Origin of the sequence: Prevotella melaninogenica (assembly GCF_003609775.1) — a bacterium.
Classification (GTDB): Bacteria; Bacteroidota; Bacteroidia; order Bacteroidales; family Bacteroidaceae; genus Prevotella; species Prevotella melaninogenica_A.
In genome coordinates, this window is sequence record NZ_AP018049.1 from 1,092,163 (window position 1) to 1,104,288 (window position 12,126).

Consider the following 12,126-nt stretch of genomic DNA (forward strand, 5'->3'; position numbering starts at 1 on the left):
AATAGCATATTAAAAGCAGGTCTGTAACTAAAAGAAAATCAAATAGTTATAAATCAGCACAAGAAAAGATGCCTAATTGGACTTCAAAAGGGCGTTAGTTAGACCTCAAAAGAGCATCTTTTGCAAGCCTATTAGGCGTCTTTTAAAAGCCAAAAGAGCATGTATCGACTTTAAGTCATACAAAAATAGTTTACAAAAACCAATGACATAAGAATACGTTACTTGAAAAAAACGCTCATATAACACGCCTGATAAAATCATCAGTTTGCTATACGAGCGTTATACGTATGTTATATAAAGACCTTACTTAGCTTTAACATCTTCAGCAACAGCCTTTACCACCTTCTTAGCAGGAGCTTTCTTTGCTGGTTTCTTAGCTGTAGCCTTTGGAGTAGCTGCCTTCTTTGCAGGTGCTTTCTTCTCTAACAAAGCACGAAGTTTATCTCCTTCTAACTCCAATTTCTCTACCTTTGCTTGGAGATTGATGATATCCTTAGATTTCATTTCTATCTCATCACCTTGGTTGCGAATTGTCGTAAGCAAGCTGTTCAACTCCTCATTGTCAATCTCAGCTGGATAAAGTGTATTTACACGATTCAAGAAGTCGCCAAGAATATTCATATAATTAGTGAAGGCATCAAATGGACTATCATAGATACCACGGTCCATACCAACACGTGAAGGTTTGGTTGACATAAAGCGGAAGTTATCACTTGCCTGCAAATAGTCCCAATCCTGATTAACGCGTGGGTCATTGGCTATGCGCACACGGTCAGCAATACTATACAATTTATTGAATGCTTCACGCTGCATTGGATTACCCAACCATGTGCTAACATCACGCTCCTCATCCATCCAACTTAATGTATCTGGCACATAAAGATTGTCAACACTCTTCAACTTCATGCAAATCTCCGTTGGAGTTGAGAAGGTTATGCCATGCTGCTTAGCACATGCAGGCAACGCCTTGAAGAACTCAAGGATATTGCTTGACAATGGCTGCTCAATACCAAGTGCTGAAAGGTTCATAAAGATGCCGATGACCTGCTCCTCCTCTGGGAGTGCTGCAATCTGTGCCATATAGGTATCGGCGAACAATGGATAACCATCCCAATCTGAATTATTGAAACGCAATGAGATATCATCACTCAACTTCACATCACGCAACAGAAGTTTCAAGTTAGGAGCAAGAGCACAATTATATACATAATGTGGACTCTTCCAACCTAAGACATGCTTTGCCCCCTCTGTCAACATTGCCTTGAAGCCCATCTGAGAAGCTATCAAACCAATATCGTCACTATAAATAAGAGAAGAGTTGCGCAATACCTTTGGCGTCTGACCAAAGTATTCCTTAATCTTCTGAGCCTGACGCTTTACTTCAGACTTGAAGCTTTCTTCATTAGCTAATGACGCTAAACCATGAGAATAAGGCCCAGCAAGGAATTCTACACAGCCTGTATTATTCAGTTCTTGCAGTTTGTCAAGCACCTGTGGAGCGTGCATCTCAAGCTGCTCAATACCTACACCCGAAAGTGAGAAGGCTACCTTAAATGCTTTCCCATTATCTTCAATCATCTGCAACAGCGTATCCAATGCTGGCATATAGCTTCTCTCAGCGATTTCTGATACTGATCGTTCGTTCTCGAAATCGTCATAATAATAATGGTCGGTACCAATATCAAAGAAGCGGTAGCGTTTCAGGTGAATTACCTGGTGTATCTCGAAATATAAACAGATTGTTTTCATTATCTTTTTGTTTTAGTTTAAAAAAGGTTATTAGTACTCTCATGGCTTTTACTGCCAGCCTAAGGTACGAAGGTAAAGTTCACGAATCCACGCACCAACCTTCTCCCATGTTATCTGGTCTACTTCTCGCTTACCCTCTACAGAGAGATAATCGAAGAGGCTCTCGTAATGACAAATGGAGTAAATAGCATCTGCAAGCGCATGAATATCCCAATAGTCTATCTTGATACAGTTATTGAGAATTTCTGCACAACCGCTCTGTTTTGAAATAATACTCGGTGTACCGCATTGCATTGCCTCTAATGGAGAGATACCAAAAGGCTCACTTACTGACGGCATCACATAAACATCAGATGCCTTCAGACATTCATAAACCTGCTTCCCACGCATAAAACCTGGGAAATGGAAACGATCAGCAATACCACGTTCAGCTGCAAGATAAATCATCTGGTCCATCATATCACCTGATCCTGCCATACAGAAACGAACGTTACGTGTACGATGAAGCACCATATTAGCTGCCTCTACAAAGTATTCTGGACCTTTCTGCATTGTCAGTCGACCCAGGAATGTTACGACCTTCTCCTTACCCTTATGGTCAGGACGCGGCATATCTGCAATCTCCTTAGCCAATGGATAAACGGCATTATGTACCGTAAACACCTTGCGTGGGTCCTGATGATACTGGTTAATTACGGTCTGGCGTGTAAGTTCTGACACACACATAATGCAGTCAGCATTGTCCATACCGTCCTTTTCTATACCATATACAGTTGGATTAACCTTACCACGTGAACGGTCAAAATCGGTTGCATGCACATGGATACACAAAGGTTTACCAGACACACGCTTAGCGTGAATACCCGCAGGATAAGTCAACCAGTCGTGTGCATGAATAATATCAAAGTCGTATGTACGTGCAACAACACCTGCTATAATAGAATAATTATTAATTTCCTCGTGCAGATTAGAAGGATAACCTCCCGCAAAATCCATTGCACCAAGGTCGTTAACGCGCATATAATTGAAGTCAGCATAGATGTGCTCACGCAACTTGAAGTAAAGTTCTGGCGACATAATGTTGCCAAGACGATTCTTTACGTAATCATAGCTAAGCTCGCGATAAGAGATTGGCACGTGATTCATTGCCACAATCTCAGCGTACGTGCGGTCTTCATCACCAAAAGGATGTGGCAAACAAAGTATTGTCTCAATGTCGCCCTGCGCATGAAGACCTTCTGAAATACCAAAGTTAGCAGTTGCTAAGCCACCATATACATGAGGAGGATACTCCCATCCAAACATTAAAACTTTCATACTGGTCCCTCCTCTTAAAATTTATACTTCTCAAGTAATTCTAAAGTACGAAGCACCTCGGCTACATTCATGGCAAAAGAGATAGCCCCACGGCCATGGAACGGTGGATTGCCATCGAAGAGTTCTGGTAGTGTACTTAGACAATGATTTATCATCTCATCTTCATAACCTACCAACTGACGCTCTACAAAACTCAGACGTGTCTGCTTATAAAGTTTCAAGCAAGCTTCAAGATAGAAACCACCCAACCACGGCCAAGCAGTTCCTTGATGATAAGCAAGGTCACGCTGATGCTGTGGACCCGTGTACATCGGATTGTATCCGCCACTCTTTGGAGAAAGAGAACGTAATCCTTTCGGTGTAAGTAGCTCACGTGTACAAACATCCAGTACTCCTCTCTTCTGCTTCTGGTCAAGTGGAGAATAGTCAAGTGCCACCGCAAACACCATATTTGGGCGTACACTCCAGTCAACCATTCTACCATCAACATAGTCATAAAGGTAACCATATTCGTTGAGGAATGTTTCAACGAATGAAGTCTTACATTTCTCTGCAAGTGCTTCAAGTTCGTTTGCACGTTCTTCATCGCCGCCCTCCATTTCCATTGCGGCTGTAAAACGCAACACATTATACCAAAGCGCATTAAACTCTACGATATATCCAGAGCGTGGAACAACAGGTTTGCCATTATCCATGGAGTTCATCCATGTAATCGCTTCTCCCTTTGCATCTGCATAGAGTAATCCATTCTCATCCAAAGTGAGATTCGGATGCTTGCTTGCCATGAGATATTCAACGATATCACGTATCAAATCCATGTAGAGTTCTCTACAACGACTCTTACCAGCCTCCTTTGCATACTGTTGGATTGACCATATACACCAAAGAGGAACGTCTGGTTTCTCCATCTCGTATATCTTCACGCTAAGTGGCTTACCTTCCATAAACTCACGTAAACCCTTTTCAGCTGTCTTCATTACAAGTTCGAAGTAATCTTGTTCTTCGATACTTAAAGTAAGACCAGGCAAAGCAATGAATTGATCACGGGCACGACACTTAAACCAAGGGTAGCCCGCAAGAATATAACGCTCATCGTTCTTTGTACGATTATGGAACTGATGAGCAGCATTGACAAGGCAATGGAAGAAGTTGTCACGTGGACTACGTGACTCCACTTCCTTATCAAAAAGATTCTTTAATTTTGATGTACGGCATTCTGTAGTTGATGCAGCAAAGACAACACTTTCACCCTTACTGATATTCATCTCAAAGTAACCAGGCACATAAAGGTCTTCATTAGAAGCATAACCACGCTCCTGCTCCTTTGGATATTCCAATCCACGATACCAATATGGATCAAAGTGGAACTCGTTCTTCTTTGAGAATTGCATAAAAAGCGATGGATAACCAGCATACATACAAGTACTGATTCCATTATCAACAATCTCATACGAGCGGTCGGCAGCACCATTCTCATGCGTAAATTGGCGAACACTACGGAATGCAAGGAATGGGCGGAACTGCAAAGTAGTCTTTGAGTGCGCCTCCAATAAAGTATAACGAATTAAAATACGGTCTTCATAATGCTGAAAGACAACCTCCTTCTTTAATAAGACACCACCTACTCTATAAAGCGTAGTTGGCACAGTATCACAGTCAAATTCACGAATATACTTATGTCCTTGAGGACTAAAGTTATTGCCCTGATACTTATGCAAACCAAGATTGAAAGAGGCACCATGCTGAATGACGGTAGGATCAAGCGAACTCAGCAGTACATGATTCTCATCATCCAGTTCTGGAACTGGGACAACGAGCAGTCCATGGTACTTGCGTGTGTTACAATCAACAACCGTCGAACAAGAATAGGCACCAGAGCGATTGGTTCGCAGCAGCTCTCTGGGGAGCGAATCTTGAAGATTGGTCATCAGAGCTTTTTCAAATTTTAAGTAGCTCATGTCTTTTAAGGTTTATTGTTTGGTTTTTATTTTCTTCTGGTATAAGTCTTTACAGACTCCGCCATTCGGCACTCCAAAGATACAAATATTTTTCATAATGGCGTTATAAAGTAAGATAATATTTTTATTATTTTATTCGGTTAATACTTACCTTTTGAAACTTTCATATAGAATATCTGATGACAAATGGTATAGATAGTTAAAGATAAATGAAATAGTGTCTGGAGATTTAATCTTAACACTTTAACAACCCTCTATTCCCTTTGAAGGCAATGTGTTGTTGCCCAACACTAATGGTGTTGTTGATGAGCACCAATCGTGCTGGGGGGTTAAATGCTCTGCAATATATTGCTGATTAGATTCTAATTTACACCCGACAATAAAAAAAATGACGTGATATGCGATTGCATATCACGTCATACATTATATGTAAAGTAATTTAACTCGGTATGATAAAGTTGATTACTTCTTTCTCAACACCAACCGTAAACGTACCAATAGGAGTACCATTCAATAGTCGACCATCCACACTGACTGGTGTGTGCTCAGCTATCTGCCCACTCAACTCCTGCGTTCTATAAGGCATCACATTACGATGATTTAGTATTTTATCCCGCAACAAGAGATACATTCCCTCAATTGCTTGTAGCATCTTTGGCTGAGAAACAATTGAAACATCTAACAAACCATTATAAGGAACGGCATTTGGAGTCTGTCCATAACCTTGTGCATTGCCGATACAAACCGTCATCAGACGTTGCTTAATACTATCAGTATTAATTTTCAACGACATCAAATAATCCATGCGCTGGAACAGAAGTAGGAAGCAAGAGAGGATAAAGGAGATTGTACGAGAAATAAAGAGATGACGCATACGACGACGAAGACTCATAATATTAGCCACCATACCGATATTTACACAGTTAAGGAAATATCGACGGCAACGCTCATTCTTCTTATTCTCGTAGCGAATACAGCCTATATCTATCCGTCTTACACGCTTTTGCTTGAGCCAAACAATCGTTTGCTCCAGTCGTGATTCATCAAAACCCCAGAAGTGTGCAAAGTCGTTTAGCACACCATTTGGAATAACACCCAGTGTAATACGCTCACGCTCCTCTGGTTCTAAGAGCATCAGATAATTAACCGCATCATTCAGTGCAGAGTCACCACCATAGATAATAATGGTCTTGTAACCATTGCTTATCAGCATACGTACCAAGCGTTCCACGCTACGTGGATTCTCGCTTTGCACCATATCATATTGTATATTATGTGCTTGCAGACAGCGTTCAGTCTGCTCCCAACGCTTTACAGGATTAGCAAGTAATCCACCTTTGGGGCAATAAATAATGCCCCATCTTCCTTCCTCTACCATAAGCTCAATATTTCTTCTACTTTATCTTCCATCTTTTGCGCAGCATTTACCCAATGTATTGTAAAGCCACGACGCTCCATACCACGGAACCACGTCATCTGTCGCTTTGCAAACTGATGAATAGCGATTTCTAACTGTCGGAACATCTCATCGTAAGATAGCTTCCCTATGAGATACTCTGTCACGAACTTATATTCCAGACCATAATAAATAAGGTCTTCTGCAGAAATACCTCGTTTCAAAAGCCCTGCAATCTCGTCAACCATTCCTTCCTCCAGACGCACTTTCAGACGGTTGCTTATCTTCTTTCTTCGCATCTCACGATCAATGTCTACACCTATTATTAATGAGTCAATCGGTGGACATTGTCGTTCTTCTGTTGGCTTTGTAAGATTATAGGTTTCTATCTCTATTGCACGAATAGCACGCTGGCAAGAGTCAACATCTGTCTTGTTGTGCATGACAGAATGGTTCTTTGCCTTCAAATCAACGAGCATTGCAGTTAGTTCCTCAAGCGTCTTATCTTCCAACTCTTTGCGAAGTTCGGGATTCTGTGGTACAGGTGAAAGGCTATAGCCCTTCAACACAGCCTCAATATAAAGTCCAGTACCACCACAAAGAATGGGCAGCACTCCCCTACTCCGTATATCCTCATAACTATCAAGGAAGTCCTGCTGATAGCGAAAGAGATTATACTTCGTTCCAGGCTCACATATATCTATAAGGTGATAAGGTATGGTATGCCCTTCAACCGTATAGTCGGCCAAGTCTTTACCCGTACCGATATCCATGCCACGATACACCTGACGGCTGTCAGCACTGATGATTTCAGCGTTGAGCCGAGCAGCTAAATGCGCAGCAAGATCGGTCTTTCCCGAAGCCGTAGGACCAAGAATAGTAATCATACGCTTGTCAAAAGCAATACCTGCAGCAGTTTTCTCACCCACATGTTCGTTCTTCATGTCGCAAAGATAACAAAAAAATCCCTGCCAGCAAGCTGACAGGGACTATTATTTTATCCGTCAATCACTCTCTACGCAAGAGAAGATTGCAGATGACCTTACGGTTGGTATTACTTCAACTCTGCGAAGTACTTGATTGTACGAACCATCTGAGAAGTATAAGAGTTCTCATTGTCGTACCAAGAAACTACCTGTACCTGATAAGTGTTATCGTCGATCTTACTTACCATAGTCTGAGTTGCATCGAACAATGAACCATAGCGCATACCGATGATATCAGAAGATACGATCTCATCCTCAGTATAACCGAAGCTCTCGTTAGCAGCAGCCTTCATTGCAGCATTGATACCCTCAACAGTTACGTCGTTACCCTTAACAACAGCAACGAGGATTGTTGTAGAACCTGTTGGAGTTGGGATACGCTGTGCAGAACCGATCAACTTACCATTCAACTCAGGAATAACGAGACCGATAGCCTTAGCAGCACCAGTTGAGTTAGGAACGATGTTGCAAGCACCTGCACGTGAACGACGGAGGTCACCCTTGCGCTGTGGACCGTCGAGAATCATCTGGTCGCCAGTGTAAGCGTGGATTGTTGACATGATACCTGACTGGATTGGAGCGTATGCGTTCAACGCAGCTGCCATTGGAGCCAAGCAGTTTGTTGTACAAGAAGCTGCAGAAATAACAGTATCAGCTGCAGTCAAAGTCTCGTGGTTAGTATTGAAAACAACTGTTGGAAGATCGTTACCTGCAGGAGCAGAGATAACTACCTTCTTAGCACCAGCCTTGAGGTGAGCCTCAGCCTTAGCCTTAGATGTATAGAAACCTGTACACTCGAGAACTACGTCTACGTTGTTAGCAGCCCATGGGCAGTTAGCAGCGTCCATCTCAGCAGAGATCTTAATCTCCTTACCATCAACGATGATTGAATTCTCAGTAGCCTCTACAGTGTGCTTACCCTCACCGAACTTGCCAGCGAAACCACCCTGAGCGGTATCATACTTCAAAAGATGAGCAAGCATCTTAGGACTTGTCAAGTCGTTAATTGCAACAACCTCATAACCTTCAGCCTCGAACATCTGACGGAATGCGAGACGACCAATACGGCCAAAGCCGTTAATAGCTACATTTACCATTTTACTTTAAATTATTTATAAAAGTTTATAAAAACGATTCTCTTTTTACCTCCTTATAGAAGATTTTCTTTCTTACGATTGCAAAGATACAATTTTTTTTTTATTTTTGCAGACGCTTAGCGTATTAATTATTATAAAAAATAGCTCGTTTCGCATACATAGGCAATCAGACGCAATACAACAAACCGAGATTGCAAAGTCTATATAACAAAAGAAAGGGTATTAGTATAAAACGCAAGACAAACAAATAAATTAACAACAAAATTAATTATGAGCAAACTTATTCAAGAATTCAAGGAATTTGCAGTAAAGGGTAATGCTGTTGATATGGCTGTCGGTGTAATCATCGGTGGTGCTTTCGGCAAGATTGTTTCATCTATCGTTGACGATATCATCATGCCTCCTATCGGATGGCTTATCGGTGGCGTTAACTTCGAAGACTTAAAGTACACACTTCCACAGGTAGAGATTCCTGGTGTTACTGCTCCTGCTCCTGCAACCATCAACTATGGTAACTTCTTGCAGACATTGCTTGACTTTATTATCATCGCTTTCTGTGTATTCATGATGGTAAAGGGTATCAACAAACTCTCTAAGAAGAAGGAAGAGGAACCAGCTGCTCCTGCACCTGATCCAGAGCCAACTAACGAGGAGAAACTTCTCTCTGAAATTCGCGACTTGCTAAAAAATAAGTAAGCAACTATCTGAAATACAGACATAATAAGTCCGAAGAGTCGTAATGATTCTTCGGACTTTTTTTGTTGACATCAACACCCATCTCCTTTCATTGAGATTACCGAAAGACTTTGCTTCCTACGTATCTTCTATTCTAATATCAACCTTCTAATGCAACTAAAAACGCTGCATCAAAACAATGAAGTTTCCCCTTTATTCGGACAACAAAGTATTGTTCCCCGAATTTTCTTCATGAAAGAAAAGAATTATTTTCATGAACATAAATATTTTTCTTCATGAAAAGAAATATTTTTTTTCACGTAAATAATTTGCAACGAATAAAAGACTGTAATGAAACCAACCAACTAAAACAAGACTTTACAACCTGATTATCAATACAACAAACAATATCTTACACTATCCTAAAGTCCAATATAATTTCCTTTCTTATTTCTTTATAATATTGTATAACGAAAAATAGGGACGCCCTTGCATCCCTATCCTTCTATATTTGTCTATTTTCTTTCTTACTCCCACTCAATTGTTGAAGGTGGTTTTGAAGAGATATCGTAACATACGCGGTTGACTCCCTTTACCTTACGGATGATTTCATTAGAAACATCTGCCATGAAGTCATAAGGGAGGTGTGCCCAGTCAGCTGTCATTGCGTCCATTGATGTAACGGCACGGAGAGCAACAGGATGCTCGTAAGTACGCTCATCACCCATCACTCCTACTGAACGAATCGTAGAGAGCAATACGGTACCTGCCTGCCAAACGTGGTCGTAAAGACTTGAACCATCTGGCATAGTATAGTTGTGCATCTTCTCGATATAGATATCATCAGCATCCTGAAGAATACGAACCTTATCACGAGTAATATCACCCAAGATACGAACAGCAAGACCAGGACCTGGGAATGGATGACGCTTGATAAGACGTTCTGGCATTCCAAGCTCATAACCTACACGGCGAACCTCGTCTTTGAAGAGCCAACGAAGTGGCTCACAAAGCTGAAGATGCATCTCTTCTGGAAGACCACCCACGTTATGGTGACTCTTAATAACCATACCTGTAATACTCAGACTCTCAATACGGTCTGGGTAAATAGTACCTTGTGCAAGCCACTTAGCATCAGTAATCTTCTTTGCCTCAGCATTAAACACCTCAACGAAGTCACGACCAATAATCTTACGTTTCTGCTCTGGGTCAGTAACTCCTTCAAGATCCTTAAAGAATTGCTCAGAAGCATCAACTCCGATAACGTTCAACCCGAGTCCCTTATAAGCATCCATCACCTTTGTAAATTCGTTCTTACGGAGCATACCATGGTCTACGAAGATACAAGTAAGGTTCTTACCGATAGCCTTATTGAGCAATACTGCACAAACAGAAGAGTCAACACCACCTGAAAGACCAAGGATAACACGGTCGTTACCCACCTGCTCACGAATCTCCTGAACAGCACTTTCTACGAATGAAGCTGCACTCCACTCCTGCTTGCTACCACAGATATTTACAACGAAGTTCTCCAACAACTGCTTACCCTGCAATGAGTGGTAAACCTCTGGATGGAACTGAACTGCCCACACAGGCTGTGTCTTTGATGCAAAAGCAGCATACTTAACGTCACCAGTTGAGGCAATGATATCGTAATCCTCTGGGATAGCAGTAATCGTGTCACCGTGACTCATCCATACCTGCGAGCCTTTCTCAAAGCCTGCAAAAAGGCGGTTGTTAAGGTCGATACTCTCTAAGTTGGCACGACCATACTCACGTGTACCCGTCTGCTCAACCTTACCTCCATTTGAATAAGAGAGGTACTGAGCACCATAACAGATACCGAGAACTGGAATCTTACCGATAAACTGACTGAGGTCTACCTTGAAAGCCTCTGGATCATGTACGGAATAAGGTGAGCCAGAAAGAATCACACCAATCACAGATGGGTCATCCTTCGGGAACTTGTTGTAAGGGAGGATCTCGCAGAAGGTATCCAACTCACGTACACGACGGCCGATAAGCTGTGTCGTCTGTGAGCCGAAATCCAAAATGATAATCTTCTGTTGCATGTAAATGAATGTATTTAAAGAATATCAGTTCTCCGTCTTGGAGCTTCGATACTCTGAATTTGCAATAAAGTCTTCAGCAGCCTGCAAACTGTCGAGTTTGCCTACATCAAGCAGATGGAGGTCGGTTTTTAGTTCTCCACGGATATCAAGTCTGTCACAATTATTGAGATAGAACTCCATGATTGGGAACTTATCCGCTTCAACAGCTTCTACAGCTTCTACCGCAGAGGAAGCTAACACGTGAATACCAGAGAAGGCACAGAGGTAGCAGTTGTTCTGAAAATAAGAACTTTCTGCCTCTGTTGGGGAAACAAAATGCAACTGACGTAACTCGGCATGAGGAGACTTCACCTCGCCTGTAGCCACATTTGTCCACCCCACTAAGCGCATATTGCTGTCGAAAACCAAGTAACGTTGGGTCACACGACGGCTTACCAACAGCAGAGCATCTGCCTTTGTTTCTAAAGCATGACGATAGAAAGCTGCTAAATCCACATTACTTAATATGTCAACATTATGAATCAGCACTGGCTGATGCTGATTAAAAAGCGAAGCAGCTCGCTTGATACCACCACCAGTATCAAGGAGCTGCTCTGTTTCATCAGACACATAGATATCCACACCATAGTTGTGTGCATCCAAATAGTCTGTTATCTGGTTTGCAAAATGATGTACATTGACAACCATACGACTGCAACCAGCATCTGTCAATCTTCTGACAACATGCTCAAGCAGTGGCGCACCTCCCACCCTTACCAACGCTTTTGGCATTGTGTCAGTAAGCGGTTTCAAACGGGTACCGAGCCCGGCTGCAAAAATCATTGCCTGCATTTGCTTTTCTTTTTATGCCTACAAAATTAATGCTTTTATTTCAGT

9 protein-coding genes are annotated in these 12,126 nt (G+C 41.9%); 1 reads left to right on the top strand and 8 read right to left on the bottom strand.

From position 1 onward, the window contains the following. Nucleotides 1-303 precede the first annotated feature (303 nt). The 6 genes from PMEL_RS04490 to gap form a co-directional block, all read right to left on the bottom strand. Nucleotides 304-1,749: a glycoside hydrolase family 57 protein gene (locus PMEL_RS04490; protein ID WP_120174157.1), complete on the bottom strand. Its 1,446-nt coding sequence runs from the start codon at nt 1,747-1,749 to the stop codon at nt 304-306. A gap of 48 nt (nt 1,750-1,797) precedes the next feature. Continuing rightward, on the bottom strand, nt 1,798-3,066 hold the full coding sequence (locus PMEL_RS04495) for a glycosyltransferase family 4 protein (protein WP_120174158.1): 1,269 nt from the start codon (nt 3,064-3,066) through the stop codon (nt 1,798-1,800). A gap of 14 nt (nt 3,067-3,080) precedes the next feature. Next, the gene (locus PMEL_RS04500; protein ID WP_120174159.1) at nt 3,081-5,024 is read right to left on the bottom strand and encodes a glycogen debranching enzyme N-terminal domain-containing protein; all 1,944 of its coding nucleotides are present in this window, start codon (nt 5,022-5,024) and stop codon (nt 3,081-3,083) included. Nucleotides 5,025-5,463: 439 nt separating this feature from the next. Then, complete coding sequence (locus PMEL_RS04505; RefSeq protein WP_120174160.1) at nt 5,464-6,402, bottom strand: diacylglycerol/lipid kinase family protein; 939 nt, start codon at nt 6,400-6,402, stop codon at nt 5,464-5,466. Continuing rightward, nucleotides 6,396-7,364 (bottom strand): tRNA (adenosine(37)-N6)-dimethylallyltransferase MiaA, encoded by a 969-nt coding sequence (miaA, locus tag PMEL_RS04510; RefSeq protein WP_120174161.1) that lies wholly within the window; start codon nt 7,362-7,364, stop codon nt 6,396-6,398. Before miaA ends, PMEL_RS04505 begins: the two co-directional genes overlap by 7 nt. Before the next feature lie 110 nt (nt 7,365-7,474). Then, nucleotides 7,475-8,503: a type I glyceraldehyde-3-phosphate dehydrogenase gene (gene gap / locus PMEL_RS04515; RefSeq protein ID WP_120174162.1), complete on the bottom strand. Its 1,029-nt coding sequence runs from the start codon at nt 8,501-8,503 to the stop codon at nt 7,475-7,477. A 270-nt stretch (nt 8,504-8,773) separates the two neighbouring features. Between gap and mscL the strand changes: the two genes are divergently transcribed. After that, entirely contained in the window at nt 8,774-9,199 is a 426-nt protein-coding gene (gene mscL / locus PMEL_RS04520; RefSeq protein ID WP_120174163.1) for a large-conductance mechanosensitive channel protein MscL, read from the top strand. Nucleotides 9,200-9,705: 506 nt separating this feature from the next. Here the strand turns inward: mscL and guaA are convergent. Further along, the gene (guaA, locus tag PMEL_RS04525; RefSeq protein WP_120174164.1) at nt 9,706-11,250 is read right to left on the bottom strand and encodes a glutamine-hydrolyzing GMP synthase; all 1,545 of its coding nucleotides are present in this window, start codon (nt 11,248-11,250) and stop codon (nt 9,706-9,708) included. A 24-nt stretch (nt 11,251-11,274) separates the two neighbouring features. Continuing rightward, the gene (locus PMEL_RS04530) at nt 11,275-12,081 is read right to left on the bottom strand and encodes a sugar phosphate nucleotidyltransferase (protein ID WP_120174165.1); all 807 of its coding nucleotides are present in this window, start codon (nt 12,079-12,081) and stop codon (nt 11,275-11,277) included. Between the last annotated feature and the right edge of the window lie 45 nt (nt 12,082-12,126).

Bases quoted from the DNA above. Each gene is read 5' to 3' on its own strand.
- mscL (WP_120174163.1), top strand. From the start codon at position 8,774: ATGAGCAAACTTATTCAAGAATTCAAGGAATTTGCAGTAAAGGGTAAT.
- PMEL_RS04505 (WP_120174160.1), bottom strand. From the start codon at position 6,402: ATGGTAGAGGAAGGAAGATGGGGCATTATTTATTGCCCCAAAGGTGGA.
- PMEL_RS04495 (WP_120174158.1), bottom strand. From the start codon at position 3,066: ATGAAAGTTTTAATGTTTGGATGGGAGTATCCTCCTCATGTATATGGT.
- miaA (WP_120174161.1), bottom strand. From the start codon at position 7,364: ATGAAGAACGAACATGTGGGTGAGAAAACTGCTGCAGGTATTGCTTTT.
- PMEL_RS04490 (WP_120174157.1), bottom strand. From the start codon at position 1,749: ATGAAAACAATCTGTTTATATTTCGAGATACACCAGGTAATTCACCTG.
- PMEL_RS04500 (WP_120174159.1), bottom strand. From the start codon at position 5,024: ATGAGCTACTTAAAATTTGAAAAAGCTCTGATGACCAATCTTCAAGAT.
- guaA (WP_120174164.1), bottom strand. From the start codon at position 11,250: ATGCAACAGAAGATTATCATTTTGGATTTCGGCTCACAGACGACACAG.
- PMEL_RS04530 (WP_120174165.1), bottom strand. From the start codon at position 12,081: ATGCAGGCAATGATTTTTGCAGCCGGGCTCGGTACCCGTTTGAAACCG.
- gap (WP_120174162.1), bottom strand. From the start codon at position 8,503: ATGGTAAATGTAGCTATTAACGGCTTTGGCCGTATTGGTCGTCTCGCA.